At 63.0% G+C, this 16,322-nt stretch carries 14 protein-coding genes; 7 read left to right on the top strand and 7 right to left on the bottom strand.

Annotated elements, in window-relative coordinates:
• Positions 1-12 precede the first annotated feature (12 nt).
• The 5 genes from ABCW43_RS09440 to ABCW43_RS09420 all read right to left on the bottom strand — a co-directional run bounded on the left by ABCW43_RS09440 (position 13) and on the right by ABCW43_RS09420 (position 6,036).
• On the bottom strand, positions 13-1,557 hold the full coding sequence (locus ABCW43_RS09440; RefSeq protein ID WP_345923525.1) for an alkaline phosphatase family protein: 1,545 nt from the start codon (positions 1,555-1,557) through the stop codon (positions 13-15).
• A gap of 176 nt (positions 1,558-1,733) precedes the next feature.
• Positions 1,734-2,804, bottom strand: coding sequence for an ABC transporter ATP-binding protein (locus ABCW43_RS09435; protein WP_345923523.1), 1,071 nt, complete (start codon positions 2,802-2,804; stop codon positions 1,734-1,736).
• A gap of 22 nt (positions 2,805-2,826) precedes the next feature.
• Positions 2,827-3,624 carry a carbohydrate ABC transporter permease gene (locus ABCW43_RS09430; RefSeq protein ID WP_345925397.1) on the bottom strand — a complete coding sequence of 266 codons (798 nt, stop codon included), beginning with the start codon at positions 3,622-3,624 and terminating at the stop codon, positions 2,827-2,829.
• A gap of 79 nt (positions 3,625-3,703) precedes the next feature.
• The gene (locus tag ABCW43_RS09425; RefSeq protein WP_345923521.1) at positions 3,704-4,645 is read right to left on the bottom strand and encodes a carbohydrate ABC transporter permease; all 942 of its coding nucleotides are present in this window, start codon (positions 4,643-4,645) and stop codon (positions 3,704-3,706) included.
• Positions 4,646-4,740: 95 nt separating this feature from the next.
• Positions 4,741-6,036: an ABC transporter substrate-binding protein gene (locus tag ABCW43_RS09420; protein WP_345923519.1), complete on the bottom strand. Its 1,296-nt coding sequence runs from the start codon at positions 6,034-6,036 to the stop codon at positions 4,741-4,743.
• A gap of 229 nt (positions 6,037-6,265) precedes the next feature.
• Between ABCW43_RS09420 and ABCW43_RS09415 the strand changes: the two genes are divergently transcribed.
• Genes ABCW43_RS09415 through ABCW43_RS09405 form a run of 3 tightly spaced genes read left to right on the top strand, consistent with a single transcriptional unit; the run spans position 6,266 to position 9,262 of the window.
• The gene (locus ABCW43_RS09415) at positions 6,266-7,465 is read left to right on the top strand and encodes an ROK family protein (protein ID WP_345923517.1); all 1,200 of its coding nucleotides are present in this window, start codon (positions 6,266-6,268) and stop codon (positions 7,463-7,465) included.
• Positions 7,466-7,498: 33 nt separating this feature from the next.
• Positions 7,499-8,602, top strand: a complete 1,104-nt coding sequence (locus tag ABCW43_RS09410) for a Gfo/Idh/MocA family protein (RefSeq protein WP_345923515.1) — start codon at positions 7,499-7,501, stop codon at positions 8,600-8,602.
• An 18-nt stretch (positions 8,603-8,620) separates the two neighbouring features.
• Positions 8,621-9,262 carry a ThuA domain-containing protein gene (locus ABCW43_RS09405; protein ID WP_345923513.1) on the top strand — a complete coding sequence of 214 codons (642 nt, stop codon included), beginning with the start codon at positions 8,621-8,623 and terminating at the stop codon, positions 9,260-9,262.
• Positions 9,263-9,439: 177 nt separating this feature from the next.
• Here ABCW43_RS09405 and ABCW43_RS09400 read toward each other — a convergent pair whose 3' ends face one another.
• Both ABCW43_RS09400 and ABCW43_RS09395 read right to left on the bottom strand, forming a co-directional pair.
• Positions 9,440-11,431, bottom strand: coding sequence for an alpha-glucosidase (locus tag ABCW43_RS09400; RefSeq protein WP_345923511.1), 1,992 nt, complete (start codon positions 11,429-11,431; stop codon positions 9,440-9,442).
• A 21-nt stretch (positions 11,432-11,452) separates the two neighbouring features.
• A complete protein-coding gene (locus ABCW43_RS09395) occupies positions 11,453-12,157 on the bottom strand; it encodes a GntR family transcriptional regulator (RefSeq protein ID WP_345923509.1) in 705 nt (234 codons plus the stop codon).
• A 100-nt stretch (positions 12,158-12,257) separates the two neighbouring features.
• Between ABCW43_RS09395 and ABCW43_RS09390 the strand changes: the two genes are divergently transcribed.
• The 4 genes from ABCW43_RS09390 (at position 12,258) to ABCW43_RS09375 (ending at position 16,116) form a co-directional block, all read left to right on the top strand.
• The gene (locus ABCW43_RS09390; protein WP_345923507.1) at positions 12,258-13,415 is read left to right on the top strand and encodes an LLM class flavin-dependent oxidoreductase; all 1,158 of its coding nucleotides are present in this window, start codon (positions 12,258-12,260) and stop codon (positions 13,413-13,415) included.
• A gap of 14 nt (positions 13,416-13,429) precedes the next feature.
• Positions 13,430-14,323: an aldo/keto reductase gene (locus tag ABCW43_RS09385; protein WP_345925395.1), complete on the top strand. Its 894-nt coding sequence runs from the start codon at positions 13,430-13,432 to the stop codon at positions 14,321-14,323.
• Entirely contained in the window at positions 14,320-14,856 is a 537-nt protein-coding gene (gene smoA / locus ABCW43_RS09380; protein WP_345923505.1) for an NADH-dependent FMN reductase SmoA, read from the top strand. Before ABCW43_RS09385 ends, smoA begins: the two co-directional genes overlap by 4 nt.
• Positions 14,857-14,946: 90 nt before the next feature.
• The gene (locus ABCW43_RS09375; protein ID WP_345923503.1) at positions 14,947-16,116 is read left to right on the top strand and encodes a pyridoxal phosphate-dependent aminotransferase; all 1,170 of its coding nucleotides are present in this window, start codon (positions 14,947-14,949) and stop codon (positions 16,114-16,116) included.
• Positions 16,117-16,322: the final 206 nt, after the last annotated feature.

Here is a 16,322-nt window from a genome sequence, read left to right as displayed (position 1 = left end):
TCCGGAACGAGGTCAGGCCTGCAATTCCGCGACCTTCGGCTGACCGGCGTTCGCTGCCGGCGTTTCAGTCAGAAGGTCCGCCTCGTCGATATAGGCACGGCCTTCGACACGGCCGATGACGATCCGCGAAGTCTTCCCCTCGACCGATGCCGTGAATTCGGTGACTTCGGGCGCGTCCACGGTTCCGGCGTCGTCGAAAAGCTCAAACATCGGCCGGCCGGTCATGCTGGTGGCGGGCTGGAGGCCCAGCATTTCGAGAACGGTCGGGGCGATGTCGTAGATCGCAGTGCGCGATGCGATCACCTGTCCGCCGCTTTTGAGGCCTGCGCCGTCGCCGATCAAGACCGCCGCAAGCTCGGTCGAATGCAGGCCACCATGCGAACCGCCGCCGAGCGGAATGCCGCTATAGCTGCCGGCGTCGCAGATCGAGGTGCCCGGCACGCCGAACGCGTTCTCCGCGTCGTCGCCCTTCAGGTTGATATAGAGATCCGGCGCGCGGGGATGGGCAGCCCCCGTCAGCTCCAGCGCCAGCGTGCCCGCAAGGACGCCCTCATGCGACCCCGGCTCGGTGGCCCGGGTAAAGGTCGCGCCATACCAGGGCTGGATGGCAAGCGCATCGAAAACGCCCTGCAGAAGGCCCTTGTCGAATGTCCTGAGCCAGAAGCCCGGTGCGCGGCCGCGGCGGTAAAGCACGTCGATGCCATCGCCAAATCGCAGGCCCGCGGAGATGCCCGCTTCCTTCAGCGCATCGCCGACCGAGATGAATTCCACGATGGTCGAATGACCGTGATCGGAGGTGACGAAAATGACGATGCCGTCCTTTTCGGGCTGTTTGTCCCGCCATTCCAGGAGGTTGCCGATCGCCGCATCACAATCGCGCATCGACGCGAGCATGCCCTCGGCGCCAAGGCCGTAGCGGTGCGAGGCGCTGTCGACTTCCGTCAGCCAGATGATCGCCGCATCCGGCTTCCTGGCGGGCCAGACGGTATCGGTGAACACGGCGACAGCCTGTTTTTCCGCGCCACGATCAAGACCGTTTGCCGGCATCCTGTGCTGTTCGGCGATGTCGACGGCAAGCTCTGGCGGGAAGCCGATTGCCGGATGGCGAACATTGTAGCCGGTCTGGTCCCGGTCGGCTCCCTTCCAGTTGAGCGCGGTGAACGAACCCTGCCCGCTCGACGTCACGACCGCGAACGACTTGCCGTTCCTGGCGAGCGTTTCGGAGAGGTTGGTGGCGGTCACCATGCCGCCGATCAGCCGCTTCTCGCCGGCTCGCCAGTCGTGGATCGTATCCGTGCCCGTCAGCCGGCCCGATCCGTCGCGGGAGTAGAATTCGTTGCCGAGCACGCCGGTGGTTTCCGGCCGCGCGCCGCTGGCAAGCGCCGTCAGGGCGCCCCGAGTCTCGCTGGGGAACACCGTTCGGTGGTCCCTGCTCGATACGCCCCGCGCCCGCATCCCTGCGAGATTGGGCATGGTGACCTCGTTGATCATGTCGGGGCGCAGCCCATCGATGCCCACGACGATGACATGGAGGGCGTTGGGACGTATGTCAGCCATTGTCATTGACCTTTTCTTGCAGGCACGGGAATTCGGCAATCTCCTGCGTCGCCGGGTTCTAGGTCACCGACATTTCAACAGCGTGACACCTTCCGGATTATCGCGTCAATCCGGCAAAGCCGCACAAACGGACCATCGGAAAAGCAGATGAGCCGACGCGTGCGGCAAAGGCCGGGCTAAAGCGCCACTCCGGTTTCGCGGTCGAAGACATGCACCTGCTCGGCCGGAATGTTGGCTTCGAACCGCGCCCCGTAGCGGGCAGGATATTCGCCGTCGACGATCGCGACCACCGGATGGCCGGCAAGGTCGAAGATGATGTGGGTCTGTGCACCGGTCGGCTCGACCAGCAGCGTCTGGCCAGCAAGCGCAGTCCCCCCGACGCCGGGGCTCAAATGCTCCGGACGCAGACCCACCTTGATCGCCTGCCCACGCTTGACTTTGCGGTCCGGCGCGATGCGGATCGCGGTTCCGTCGCCAAGGCGCGCGGAGGGTTCGCCGCCATCACCATCCACGGTGCCGTCGAGAAGGTTCATCGCCGGAGAACCGATGAAGGCGGCGACGAAGAGGTTGGCCGGCTTCTTGTACAGTTCCATCGGCGTGCCTTCCTGCTCCACCTTTCCCTGGTTGAGCACGACGATCCGGTCGGCGAGCGTCATCGCCTCGATCTGGTCGTGGGTGACGTAGATCGAGGTCGTCCCGACCTTCTGGTGCAGCTGCTTAATCTCGGCGCGCATCTGCACGCGCAGCTTGGCGTCGAGATTGGAGAGCGGCTCGTCGAACAGGAAGACGGCCGGGTTGCGAACGATCGCCCGCCCCATGGCGACGCGCTGGCGCTGGCCGCCGGAAAGCTGCGCCGGCTTGCGGTCGAGAAGCGGCATGAGGTCGAGCATGCGGGCGGCTTCGGCGACGCGTTCGGCAATCACCGGCTTGGGAGTTCCGGAAAGGCGCAAATTGAAGCCCATGTTCTCGGCGACCGTCATGTGCGGATAAAGCGCATAGGACTGGAACACCATGGCGATGTTGCGCTCGCGCGGCGTAAGCTCGTTGACGACAGCATTGTCGATGATGATCTCGCCGTCGGTGATTTCCTCAAGCCCGGCAATCATGCGCAGCAGCGTCGATTTTCCGCAGCCGGACGGACCGACCAGAGCGACGAACTCGCCGTCTTCGATCGCCAGCGACACGCCATGGATGACGGGGAGTGCCCCATAGGCCTTGCGGACTTGTCTGAGTTCGACGGATGCCATGCGAATTACTCCGGGTCGGGGCTCAGGACTTCACCGCACCGGCAGTCAGACCGGCGATGATGTGCTTCTGGGCCAGGAAGAAGGCGATGATGGTGGGCAGGATGGTGAGCGTGATGAAGGCCAGCACCAGCTGCCATTCGGTGCTGAATTCGCCCCGGTAGATCATGATGCCGAGCGGCCAGGGATAGCGGCTCTCGGAGTTCAGCATGATCAGCGGCACGATATAGCTGTTCCAGCTGCCGACGAAGGAGATGATGCCGACGGTGGCGATGATCGGTCGCGACAGCGGCAGCGTGATATGCCAGAAGAACCGCATGTAGCCGCAGCCGTCCACGAAGGCCGCGTCGAAGAGTTCGGACGGCAAATTGCGGAAGTAGTTGCGGAACAGCATGATGCTCATGCCCATGCCGAATGCCACCTGCGGCAGCACCACGCCCCAGTATGTGTCGATGAGCCCCAGATCGCGGATGCGGATATAGAGCGGCAGGATCGCGGTCGCGGCCGGAAACATCAGCCCGATCAGGAAATAGTTGACCAGATGGTTGGCGCCGAAGAAGCGGATATGCGCAAAACAGAAGGCCGCCATGGCGCCGAACGTCAGCGTCAGGAACACTGTCAGCAGGGCGATGATCAGCGAATTGCTCATCTGCAGCCAATAGCGCTTGCTGATGATGATGTCCGTGTAGTTCGACCACTGCCATTCCGTCGGCAGTCCGAACGGATTGCCGCGCAGTTCGCCCAGCGTCTTGAAGCCGCCGAGCGCGGTACTGATCAGCGGCACCACCACGATAGCCGCCACGATGATCAGCGACACGTACATATAGACCTGCGTGCCGGCGCGGATGCGCTGGCCGGAGGTCGGGGCGCTCGCCGCATCGATGGGCTGTGCTGTCGATATCTCAGTCATTGCGCATGAATACCCGCTTGTAGCTGAAGGCGAGCGTCACGCAGATCACGAACAGCACCACGCCGACGGCGCTGCCGAACCCGACCTGCATGCGGGTCACCCCGAAATTGTAGAGGAACGTCACCATCGTCTGGGTCGAGTTCGACGGACCGCCGCCGGTCAACGGCATGATCATGTCGAAGAGCTGCAGCGAGCCAACGACCGCAAAGAAGACGGAAAGGCGCACGGTGGAGCCGAGCAGCGGCAATGTTACAAGCCGGAATTTCTGGAAACCGGTCGCGCCGTCGATGTCGGCGGCTTCCAGCACGCTCTTGTCGATCGCCTGCAGGCCGGCGATGAAAAGCATCATGTGAAAGCCGAAATACTTCCAGACCACGACGCCCAATATCGCGTACATCGCCAGGTCCCGGTCGGCCAGCCAGAAGGGCGCCTCGACACCGAGCATCTGCGAGATACCGGCCACGAGGCCGAAATCCCCGTCATAGACGAAACGCCAGATCATGCCGGCGGCGACGTCCGCAAGCACATAGGGCAGGAAGAAGATCAGCCGGAAGAACAGCGCACCCTTGATCCGGCTGGAGATCATCGTCGCCAGCCAGAGCGCCAGCGGCACCTGCACGCAGAGCGAGGCAAGCACGATCAGGCCGTTGTTGATCAGTGCCTGGGTGAAGGCGCTATTGCGGAAAATAAGCTGGTAGTTGCGCCAGCCGACCCACTGCGTCGGACTGCCATAGCCGTTCCAATTGTAGAAGGAATACCAGGCGGCCTCGCCCATGGGCAGAATGACCAGCACCGTGAACAGGAGAAGCGCCGGCGGCAGGAACAGGATCAGCACCGGCCACTTGCTGTTGGCCAGGGACCGCTTGCGGCGCCGCGATACCGCAATTGGGTTCCCGGCAAGCGCGGCATTGGCAGAGATCAGCGTATCGCTCATCGATTTTCGAGCCTTTCGGGCTGCGCAAGACGGCGTCAGGCAAAAAAGGAACCGGCGCCCCCAGGTTCAGGACCTCGGGAGCGCCGGCACTGCGCTTACTTGCGCTCCAGAGAATAGGCATCCTCGATCTGCTGCGCGGCAGCCGCCGGCTTCATCCCGCCGGAGACCACTTCGACGCTGATGTCGTTGACGATCGCACCGACATTGGGACCGAGATCCTGGTCGAGGAAGTTCTGGTGCCAGGTTTCCTTGCCAAGAGCCTCGGCAACTTCCTTCAGCAGCGGCTTGGAGATCGCTTCGCTCGCACCCTTGGCGACCGGCATGATCTGCGTATCCCTGGCAAGAAGCTTCTGCACATCTGCGCTCGCCATGTAGCGGAGGAAGTCCTCGGTTTCAGGCGGCGCGTTCTTGGTGACCGCCCATCCGTTGAGACCGCCGAAGCTGTCGGTGGTCACACCGGCACCCCCGCTGACGACGGGGAACGGGAAGCGACCGATATTGTCGTCGGGCAGGCCTTTGCGGCTCGTCGAATTCGACGCCTGGGTCGAGGGCGTATTCTCGAAGCTCAGGATGAGCGCGGCACGGCCATCACCGAACGTGGCAAGCGCATCGTTCCAGGTCGCACCCAGATAGCCATTCTGGAACGGCTCAAGCTTGCCGAGCTCGGCCATGCGCTCGCCAGCCTTGACGAAAGGCTTGCCGGCGAAGCCGTCGTTCTTGCCGGCCTTGGCATCGGCAAAGCCCTTTTGCCCGGCCTCACGCATCGAGAGATAGCTCCAGTAAAAATGCAGGGGCCACTTGTCCCGCCCGCCGCCGGCAATAGGCGTCACGCCGGCCTGCTTAAGCGCCTTGACGGCACCGAGGAAATCGTCCCAGGTCGCGATCTTGGCGGCATCGACCCCCGCCTTCTTGAACAGTTCCTTGTTGTAATAGAAGGAAACGAGGCCGGTCCTGACGGGCGAAGCCCAGACCTTGCCGTCGAAGGTCAGGCCGTCGACCGCGGAGGCATTGATCGACTTGCGCCATTCCCCTCCATTCGCGTCGATCGCCGCATTGATCGGCCGCAACGTGCCGGTCTCCGACTGCGCCTTCAGGACGCCGCCACCCCACGTGTAGAAGATGCTTGGCGCATCGTTCGACTGCAGAAGCGTCGGCAGTTTGGCCTTGAAGGCTTGGTTTTCCAGGAATTGCAGTTCGACTTTGACGCCGGGATGCTTGGCCTCGTAATCCCTGGCGATCTGGTTCCAGACCGCTACGTTTCCCGGCACCTGCTCGACATGCATCCAGCGAATGACGCTGTCCGCTGCAGCAGCGCCGGCCGTAAACAGGCCACCCGCGAGCGCAACGGCGGTCGCGGAAATCAAACGCATCCTGTGATATCTGTTGGACATGAAGGTGCTCCTCCCAAAGCTTTATTCCTGTATCCGAATTAAATAATCGGCAAGCCTAACGCATCTGTCAATAGCCTTGCGCGCCATTGCACGATTTTGGCGAAATTTGCGCCACTTGCTGCTTTTATCTATTGCATGCAGCACAAAATCGGCTCTAGAACAAAGCGGATTTAATTTGCACCTCGAATTAAATAGCAGTTCGGTGCAGAAGCCGACGAGTGCGCAGAAGATGAAGACCGCCGATCCCGAATTGTTGCGCGCCATCAACCGCCTGAATGTGCTTGATACGATCCGGCGGCGCGGCCCCATTTCTCGCGTCGAAATTTCCGAGCGCACCGAACTCTCGACCACTACCGTTTCCGCCATTACCGGTTCGCTGCTCGACGACGGGCTGATCCTGACCCGCCACGAGGGCGATATCCGCAACGAGGCGGTGCGCGGCCGGCCGCGCGTCATGCTGGAAGTCAATCCGGACGCCGCCCGCGTCGTCGGCGCCAAGATCGCGGCAAGCCGCATGGTCTTCGTGGTTACAAATTTCCGTGGCGACGTGCTCTCCAAACTCACTTTGCCGATCCGCATCGACCGCCAGCCGATCGCGGTCATCGCCGACCTCGTCGAGGACGGCGTGCGCCGCTGCGTCGTCGATGCCGGTCTGTCGCTGGAGGATGTCGACAGCGTCTGCCTCGGGCTTCCAGGCGTCATCGAACACCGCACCGGGCATATCCGCTCCAGCCCGATTTTCCGCGAGATCAACATCGATTTTGCCGCCGAAATGTCTACCCGCCTGTCGACGCCGACGATCGTCGAGAGCGATGCTCATGCCATCACGCTCGGCCATCACTGGTTCGGCAAGGCCCGCGATCTGCAGGATATGGTCCTGATCTCGCTCGAACAGACACTCGGCCTCGGCGTGCTGCACGGCAACCGGCTTTTCCGCGGCGCCGGCGGCCTCAGCCACAATCTCGGCGACCTCGTGCTCGGCACCGGACCGCAGGGCATGGTGCGGCTTTCCAGCCAGGCCGGCGAAAGCGCCATCCTCGGCGAGCAGCAGGCGGACGGGCGTTTTGCCGAAGCGGTGCGGCTCGGCCGCGGTATGACCCACGTCCAGGCGCTGATCCAGGCCGATGACGACCGGTTGATCGGCGCGGCCGTTCGCGCCGGCGAGGCCGTCGGGCTGACCATCGCCAACATCGTCACGTTGTTTGCGCCGCCGCGCGTCATCCTCGTCGGCTCGTCGCTGGCGCTGGGCGAGCCGTTCCTGAATAGCCTGCGCGATGCCTATGCGCTCGCCATTCCGCCCTCGCTGAAAGGCGTCAGCGAACTCGTCTTCGACGATTCGACAGATGATTTCTGGGCGCAGGGAGCGGCGGCCGTCGCACTTTACGAGCTTTACGAATCGCCCTGGAGCACCACCGGGCCGGCGCTCTGAGGCACAAATTTCAGCATTTTTCGGGAGGAAATCATGGATAAAGTCGGTATCGGCATCATCGGATGCGGCAATATTTCAGGCGCCTATCTGAAGGCGATGACCTCGGCTTTTCCGATCCTCGATATCCGCGGAGTGGCGGATCTCAACCGCGACCTGGCCGAGGCGAAGGCCTCCGAATTCAATCTCGAGGCCCGCACCGTCGACGAACTGCTTGCCGATCCCAAGGTCGAGATCATCGTCAACCTGACGATCCCCAAGGCGCATGTCACTGTTGCCCTGCAGGCGCTCGAAGCCGGCAAGCACACCTATTCGGAAAAGCCACTCGGGATTAATTTCGCGGAAGGGAAAAAATTGGCGGAGGCCGCAAAGGCCAGGGGCCTGCGCATCGGCGCCGCCCCCGATACCTTCCTCGGCGGCGGCCACCAGACGGCCCGCGAACTGATCGACCAGGGCGTTATCGGCCTGCCCGTCGGCGGCACTGCGACCTTCATGTGCCCCGGCCACGAGCGCTGGCACCCGAACCCGGCCTTCTACTACGAGGTCGGCGGCGGCCCGATGCTCGACATGGGTCCCTATTACATCACCGATCTCGTCAACCTGCTCGGCCCGGTCTCGCAGGTGGCGGGCTTTGCGGTCACCCCCCGCCAGGAGCGCATCATCACCAGCGAGCCGCGCAACGGCGAGCGCATTCCGGTGCATGTTCCGACCCACGTGGCGGGTGTCATGGCGTTTGCCAACGGCGCGGTCGTGCAGATCGGCATGAGCTTCGATGTCGCCGGCCACAAACATGTGCCGCTCGAGGTCTACGGCACCGAAGGCACGCTGATCGTGCCGGACCCGAACCGTTTCGAGGGACCCGTCGGTTATCTGAAGAAGGGTGCCCAATTCGAGGACCAGCCCACCACCTTGCCCTATGCGGACGGCAACTACCGCTCGATCGGCGTCGCGGACCTCGCTTACGCGATCCGTTCCAACCGTCCGCACCGGGCGAACGGCGATCTGGCGCTGCATGTGCTGGAGGTCATGGAAGCCTTTCACACGGCGTCCGCCGAAGGGCGCACGATCAAGATCACCACGGCCACGGAGCGGCCCGCTCCTTTGTCGGAATCTCTCGTCGACGGCCAGCTGGCAAAATAATTCTGGAGGACGAATAAAATGCGTGAAGCACTCATCGTTTGGGGTGGCTGGAGCGGCCACGAACCGCAGGAATGCGCCGTCATCATCAAGGACATGCTGGAAGAAGATGGTTTCAAGGTCTATGTCGAGCATTCGACCGAGGCTTTCGCCGATCCCTCGATCCATGATCTCAGCCTCATCGTGCCGATCATGACCATGTCGAAGATCGAGAAGGAAGAGGTGAAGAACCTCGCCGCGGCCGTCCAGAGCGGCGTCGGCATTGCCGGTTACCACGGCGGCGCGGGCGATGCGTTCCGCGAGTCGGTCGACTACCAGTTCATCATCGGCGGCCAGTGGGTCGCCCATCCCGGCAATATCATTGACTATACGGTCAACATCACGAAGCCGGGCGATCCGCTGATGGAGGGAATCACCGATTTCCCCTACACGTCCGAGCAATATTACATGCATGTCGACCCCTCGAACGAGGTGCTGGCCACGACGACCTTCACCGGCGACCACGCCTACTGGATCGACGGCGTCGTCATGCCGGTGGTGTGGAAGCGGAAATACGGCGAGGGCCGGGTGTTCTATTCCTCGCTTGGCCACCAGGCCAAGGAATTCGCCGTGCCGCAGATGAAGACGATTTTCCGGCGCGGCGCGAACTGGGCGGCTCGGTGAGTCTGGGATCGCCAGCGGTGCGGCAGTCCGATCTCCCCCCTTGCGGGGGAGATGCCGGCAGGCAGAGGGGGGTGGTCAACATCCTCCTCGCCAGTTGAGTACGCTGAACCACCCCCATCTGTCAGCTCCGCTGACATCTTCCCCGCAAGGGGGAAGAAGGGTGGTTGCCGCAACGCCTCACATCCCCTTCAACGCCTCAAACAATCCAGCCGTCTCCGCCCCACGGCGATAAAACACCGGCGGCTCCCCGATCGGCGACGCGACCGTCACCTCTTCCCCGCCTGCATATTCCACGCCGCTCCACACATGCACCCAATCTGCCCCCTCCGGCAGATAGACACCCCGCACCTCCTGCGCTGCCTGCCACACCGGCGCGACCAGCAGGTCGGCGCCGTAGAGATAGGCATCCTGGATGGCGTAGGTCTTCGGATCATGCTCATGATGCAGGAACAGCGGACGCTGCACCGGTAATCCCCGCATGGCCGCTTCCTTGGACAGCGCCTTCAGATACGGCGCCAGATGCACATAGATCCGCGTCATCCGCGCGAAGTGCTCCAGCACCTCCGGATCCTGGTCGATCTGGATATTGTCGCGCGGCCGGTTGCCCTCGTGGCTGCGCATGACCGGCGTAAAGGCGGCCATCTCGGCCCAGCGCATCAGCAGTTCCGGTGTGCGGACATTACCGAACAGGCTCGTATAACCGCCGATATCGGAATGGTGATAGGCGTTGCCGAGCAGGCCAGACGAGAGCGCCGCGCACATCACGGTGACGAGCCCGTCATGGCGGGAGAAATCCACCGACTGGTCACCGCCCCAGAGCAGCGGGCAATGTTTTTGCACTCCGGTGAAGCCTGCCCGCATGAAGAACAGCGCCTCGCCCGTCTTGCCGCGGCTGGAGATCGCCTTGGCGTTGACCTCGGCCCAAAGCGTCGGCCAGGCATTGTGCATCAGCTTGGCGTCGATGCCGTTGGCAAGCTCGACGTCGATCGGCAGGTATTCGCCGAAATCGGCCATCCAGCCGGTCAGCCCGAAATCCAGCATGCGACGGCCGATGACTTCCTCGGCAAACCAGTCCGCGGCTTCCGGATTGGTGAAATCCACGACGCCGCAATCGAACTCGCCGAAATCGACGATCGCCGTACGGCCAAGCTGATCCCTGGCGAAATAACCCGCCGCCTCCGCTTCGGGAAAGAGCGAGCCATCGACGCAGAGATAGGGGTTCACATAGCCGAGAAAACGGATGCCCTCCCCGTTCAGCTCTGTGATTTTCTCTCGCAGGTCCGGGTAACGGCTCTCGTTCGCCTGCCAGTCCCAGAACAGGCGCGAGCCGAACGAGGTCTGGCGAAGCCCGACCCAGTCCTCGCACCAGAGGCCGGAAACCTGAACGCCCGCGTTGCGCATCTTTTCCAGCCGCGCGAAGGAATTGACGCCGTCCTTGAGGCCGATGATCGCGCCGTTGTAGACCCAATCGGGCAGTTCCGGCTGCCGCCCGAACCGCAAAGAGAGCGTCTCGACCAGCTCGACGAAGCTCGGCGCGTCAAACAGTTCGATCCGCTCCGGCACCGCCCAGGCTTCGATCTCGTGAAACGTCTTGCGGCGGAAATCGAAGACGGAATAGGCGGTCGTCTCGACATGCAGCGCGTAACGCGCCGAAGAGACGTAGGTCGGCTGCGGATAGTTGGTGTTGTAATAGTCGCCGCCCGCCTTGTCCTTCAGGTCCGACTTGAAGGTGATCTCGCTCGTCTTGTCGCGCCCGACACCCGGCTCCGAGGTCCACAGCGGAAAACGTCGGCCGCGCATGTCGAAATAGGACATCTGCTCGCCTCCGCCCCAGACATGTTCGCCATTCTCCGCATGGATGCGGATCCAGAAGCGGTTGATCGTCTCGTCCAGCGAGCGAAAATGCACGGCGGTTTCCGAAATCGTCAGCTCCAGCCGCGGCGCACGGCCCTCCGCCTCCGAGAGACTGATCGTGTTGCCGACGACATCCGCATGGCGCAGCGCACTGCGCTCGACGATATAGTCCTCGATCTCGAAATTGCCGCGGTACATGTCCATCCGCTCCTGCCCGTGGCCGACGAATATGCATGGCGAGGCCGCGCTATGCCGCAGGATGACGCGGCCGTTCAGCGAAATGAAAAAACCGTCTTGTGTCGTCTCGAATTTCATCTTGTCGGTACTCGATTGTTTCTACCGCAGCCGCGATACGTAGCGCGCCACGGAATGGTCGAACCATGTGCGGGAAACCTCGGCCAGGGCGCCGTCCTGTGCCTGGCTCGTCCGCAGCACGTAGGGAATCGGCGCCCCCGGCTTCTGGCCGAAGGCCAACGGCGCCCAGTCGGGCACGGTGTCGAGGCCGATCTTGTCTTCCGCCCGGGCTATCCAAAGGCCAAGCCGGGTGCGGTAATAGAGATAGAGGGATTCCGACAGCTCCTCCGGCGCGATGGCCGCCACGTAGGAGCCGTCGAGCCAGATCTCCTCGAGTGCCGCGACCTTGCCCGACAGCCGGCGAATGCGTCGGATGCGATGGCCTTCCGGCGAAAAGCCGAATTTCGGCAGTTCCTTGGGTTTGTCGAGCCGCATGACGTCGAGCAATTCCGCGGTCGGAAGGCCGCCGCCCTGGACCAGTTCCAGCCGGAACATCGCATAGACGCTCTTCGGATCGCTGATCGCCCTTATGTAGTTGCCCGACCCCTGCACCCGCTCCAGAAGCCCGCGGTTCTGCAGTTCCGCCAGCGCCTTGCGCAGCGTGCCGACGGCAATGCCGAGCTGCACCGCCATGTCGCGCTCCGGCGCCAGCTTCTCGCCGTCGACAAGCCGGCCGGCGGCGATATCGCGCACCAGAAGTTCGGCGATTTGCAGATAGATCGGCAGGCTGCCCGGATGGCTCTCCATCGATGCTCCCCCTCCCCAGGGAACAGATACACAAAAATTGATACACCATTGATTTACACGAAAGCGAGTGATATGCAAGTCGAAGATTGAGGAGGATCTCATGACTATCGTGCCCATAACGTCGCCGGATCTCGATGCGGCGGAAGTATCCTGGTTCGCCGCGCTGTGCTCGGACGACTACGCCTATCTCGGCGTCCCCGAGGATGCGCTGAAATCGAGCTGGGAACATTGCTCCGACATCGTCAGGCGCGCCGAGACGCTCGGCTTCCGCAACATCCTCTGCCCCTCATCCTACCAGGTTGGCCAGGACACGCTGAGTTTCGCCGCCGCCGCCTCGCAGATTACCGACCGGATCAATCTGCTGGCCGCGATCCGTTGTGGCGAGATGCAGCCGATCATGCTGGCGCGCACCATCGCTACCCTCGACCACATGTTGAAGGGCCGGCTGACGCTCAACGTCATCAGCTCCGATTTCCCCGGCGAAGTCGCCGACAGCGCCTTCCGTTATCGCCGCAGCCACGAGGTCGTGCAGATCCTCCGCCAGGCCTGGACCCGCGACACGATCGACCACGAGGGCGAGGTCTACAATTTCAAGGGCGTCACCACCGAGCCCGCCCGCCCCTACCAGCAGAATGGCGGGCCGCTTCTCTATTTCGGCGGTTATTCGCCGGATGCGCTGGAGCTCTGCGGCGCCCAATGCGACGTCTACCTGATGTGGCCGGAAACCCGGGACCAGCTGGCCGAGCGCATGAAGGCCGTCCATGCCCGCGCCGCCGCCCATGGCCGCACGCTCGACTACGGCCTGCGCGTCCACATGATCGTCCGCGATACCGAGCAGGAAGCCCGCGAATATGCGGAGCATCTCGTCTCCAAGCTGGATGACGAATATGGCCAGTTGATCCGCAGCCGCGCCCATGACAGCACCTCGCTCGGCGTCTCGCACCAGGCCAAGGCCCGCGAACTGGCCGACAAGTTCGGTTACGTCGAACCTCACCTCTGGACCGGCATCGGCCGGGCGCGCTCCGGCTGCGGCGCGGCCCTGGTCGGCTCCGCTGACCAGGTGCTTTCGGAAATCGAGGCCTACAGGAAGATGGGCATCCGGGCCTTCATCTTTTCGGGCTATCCGCATCTCGACGAGGCGGAACATTTCGGTCAGAAGGTGCTGCCCGAGCTCAAGACCTGTTCGCTGCCGCATGCCTATGGTCGCGTGCCGGCCGAGACACCCGCAACGCCGCTCGGCAACGGGAGACGACACTGATGACCCCTCACCACATGGACCGCATTGAACTTTCGCCCGATCTCCATCTCAGCCGCCTCGTTTACGGCATGTGGCGGATCGGCGACGACGCCGATACCTCGCCGAAACATGTCCAGGCGAAGATCGAGGCCTGCCTAGCGCAGGGCATCACCACCATGGACCAGGCCGACATCTATGGCGGCTACACAGCCGAAGCGATTTTGGGCGGGGCGCTGAAGGCCTCGCCTTCGCTGCGTGACAAAATCGAGATCGTCACCAAATGCGGCATCGTCGCGCCGGCCGGCCGCCATTCCGCCGTCCGCGGCAAGCACTACGATACCAGCGCCGCCCATATCAACGCCTCGGTCGAGGCCTCGCTGCGCGACATGGCCACCGACCATATCGATCTCCTGCTGATCCACCGGCCCGACCCGTTCATGGATCCGGACGAGACGGGCCCGGCGCTCGACGCGCTGGTCGTATCCGGCAAGGTGCGCGCCGTCGGCGTCTCGAATTTCCGCCCCTGGGATTTCTCCCTGCTGCAATCCTCCATGGAAGCAGAACTCGTTACCAACCAGATCGAGATAAGCCTCCTTGCCTCCGAGGCATTCACCAATGGCGACCTCGCCTATCTGCAGGAACGCAACATCGCGCCGATGGCTTGGTCACCGCTCGCCCGCGGCGGCATCTTCAAACCCGAATATCAGCCTTTGATGGCCGTGCTTGAACGGGTGGCGGCAGAACAAGGCGTCGACGCGTCGGCTGTGGCGCTGGCCTGGCTGCTCGCGCATCCCGCAAACATTCTTCCGATCATCGGCACCAACAATCTCAGCCGCATCGCGACAAGCGCGAATGCCATGAAGGTGACGATCGATCGCCAGACCTGGTTCGAACTCTACACAGCCGCAATCGGAAAGCAGGTGCCATGATGATCACTGCCGACACCGCAAGCACGCTCAGCGAACAGATCTTCATTCCGGACGCATCGACCGCGCGGCATTACCGCAACGCGCTCGGGGCCTTCACGACCGGAGTGACCGTGGTGACGGCAACAACCCCGGATGGCCCGATCGGCATGACGGTCAACAGCTTCACCTCGGTGTCGCTCGATCCGCCGCTGGTTCTCTGGTCGCCGGCCAAGAGCTCGTCGCGCCACGCGGCTTTCACCTCGGCCGGCCATTTCGCCATCCACGTGCTCAGCGCCGACCAGGATCTCTTGAGCGCCCGGTTCACGCGCGGCGGCCTCGGCTTCGAGGAACTGTTCTGGAACCAGAACCACGAAGGCGTGCCGGTCATACCCGGCACGCTCGCTCGCTTCGAATGCCAGCTCTCCTCGATGCACGATGCCGGCGATCATACGCTGATCCTCGGCCGCGTGCTGCGCGCCGCCCACCGCGAAGGCGATCCTTTGTGTTTCTCCCGCGGCACCTTCGGCCGCTTCGCGAGCACCACCAGCCAGTAAACAATAAAATCCGGCACGGAAAATATTGACCCGCGAGCGCGGTTGGGCCAAGTCAGTTTGCGACAACCAGCCAGACCGACAGGGCAATCCATGACAATCATCAGACCGGAGATCAGCGCCCGCGCCGCGGCAGCGCCCCGCAGTGGCATTGGCGAAATCGTCACCTATGCCCGAGGCCGCGAGAACCTGATGCCGCTCTGGATCGGCGAAGGCGATCTGCCGACGCCCGATTTCATCACCCGCGCTGCCAGCGAGGCTCTGCTTGCCGGCGAAACCTTCTACACCTGGACGCAGGGCATTCCGGCGCTCCGCGAAGAGATCGTGCGTTATTACCAGCGTCATTACGGGCGGGACCTGTCGGTCGATAATATCTATGTCACCGGTTCCGGCATGCAGTCCATCGTGCTCGCCATCCAGACCGTCGCCTCCGCCGGCAACGAGATCGTCTATCTCTCCCCCGCCTGGCCGAATGTCGTCAACGCCATCACCGTTTCGGAAGCCAAGCCCGTCACTGTCGAGCTCGGCTTTACCGATGGCCGCTGGGTGCTCGACATCGAGCGCCTCGAGGCCGCGATCACCCAAAAGACCAGCGCGCTGTTCATCAACTCGCCGTCCAACCCGACCGGCTGGACCGCCACGCACGACGATCTCAAGGCCGTTCTCGACCTCGCCCGCAAGCATGGCCTGTGGATCATCGCCGACGAGATCTACGGCCTCTATTATTTCGACGGCGCCCGCGCGCCTTCCTTCATGGACGTCATGGAACCGGAAGACCGGATCATCTTCGCCAATTCCTTCTCCAAGAACTGGTGCATGACCGGCTGGCGGGTCGGCTGGATGGTCGCGCCGGCGGAAATCGGCCAGACGCTGACCAACCTCATCCAGTATTCGACCTCGGGCGTCGCCCAGTTCATGCAGAAGGGCGCGATCGCCGCTCTGGAGAAGGGCGACGACTTCGTCCGCACCAATATCGAACGGGCGCGAAAATCCCGCAACATCCTCTGCGATGCGCTGATCGCCACCAATCGCGTTGAGACGCTGAAGCCTTCCGGCGCCCTCTACGCCTTCCTCAAGATCGACGGCGTCACCGACAGCCGCGAGGAGGCCTTCACGATCGTCGACAAGACCGGCGTCGGATTGGCGCCGGGAACCGCCTTCGGCCCGGGGGGACAGGGTTTCATGCGCGCCTGTTTCCTGCGCGATCCGCTGCAGGTCGAGGATGCCGCCAACCGGCTCAGCGACTATATCCGCAGCCGGTAATGCCGGTTGCAGGCCGGATAAAACCAAGCGCGCCATCAACGGTCTTCGGCCAACACTCCAGAACCCCGCGCAGTTTCCTGCCGTGGCTTTTCAAAGATCGGAGAGCCCACACGAATGCGGAACCTCGGGTAATTTAGTAATGTGGCTCCGCATTCGCGTGGCCTTCGGCGTCTTGTCGAGGCTTCCGGCCTCTACAGGTGATCACC

Source organism: Neorhizobium tunisiense, from assembly GCF_039631515.1.
GTDB lineage: Bacteria > Pseudomonadota > Alphaproteobacteria > Rhizobiales > Rhizobiaceae > Neorhizobium.
Note: the sequence above shows the minus strand (reverse complement) of the source record. Positions and strands in the feature narration are given on the sequence as shown.

Bases quoted from the DNA above. Each gene is read 5' to 3' on its own strand.
- ABCW43_RS09410 (WP_345923515.1), top strand. From the start codon at position 7,499: ATGGATAAAGTCGGTATCGGCATCATCGGATGCGGCAATATTTCAGGC.
- ABCW43_RS09435 (WP_345923523.1), bottom strand. From the start codon at position 2,804: ATGGCATCCGTCGAACTCAGACAAGTCCGCAAGGCCTATGGGGCACTC.
- ABCW43_RS09420 (WP_345923519.1), bottom strand. From the start codon at position 6,036: ATGTCCAACAGATATCACAGGATGCGTTTGATTTCCGCGACCGCCGTT.
- ABCW43_RS09430 (WP_345925397.1), bottom strand. From the start codon at position 3,624: ATGTACGTGTCGCTGATCATCGTGGCGGCTATCGTGGTGGTGCCGCTG.
- ABCW43_RS09390 (WP_345923507.1), top strand. From the start codon at position 12,258: ATGACTATCGTGCCCATAACGTCGCCGGATCTCGATGCGGCGGAAGTA.
- ABCW43_RS09425 (WP_345923521.1), bottom strand. From the start codon at position 4,645: ATGAGCGATACGCTGATCTCTGCCAATGCCGCGCTTGCCGGGAACCCA.
- ABCW43_RS09375 (WP_345923503.1), top strand. From the start codon at position 14,947: ATGACAATCATCAGACCGGAGATCAGCGCCCGCGCCGCGGCAGCGCCC.
- ABCW43_RS09440 (WP_345923525.1), bottom strand. From the start codon at position 1,557: ATGGCTGACATACGTCCCAACGCCCTCCATGTCATCGTCGTGGGCATC.
- ABCW43_RS09400 (WP_345923511.1), bottom strand. From the start codon at position 11,431: ATGAAATTCGAGACGACACAAGACGGTTTTTTCATTTCGCTGAACGGC.
- ABCW43_RS09395 (WP_345923509.1), bottom strand. From the start codon at position 12,157: ATGGAGAGCCATCCGGGCAGCCTGCCGATCTATCTGCAAATCGCCGAA.
- ABCW43_RS09405 (WP_345923513.1), top strand. From the start codon at position 8,621: ATGCGTGAAGCACTCATCGTTTGGGGTGGCTGGAGCGGCCACGAACCG.
- smoA (WP_345923505.1), top strand. From the start codon at position 14,320: ATGATGATCACTGCCGACACCGCAAGCACGCTCAGCGAACAGATCTTC.
- ABCW43_RS09415 (WP_345923517.1), top strand. From the start codon at position 6,266: ATGAAGACCGCCGATCCCGAATTGTTGCGCGCCATCAACCGCCTGAAT.
- ABCW43_RS09385 (WP_345925395.1), top strand. From the start codon at position 13,430: ATGGACCGCATTGAACTTTCGCCCGATCTCCATCTCAGCCGCCTCGTT.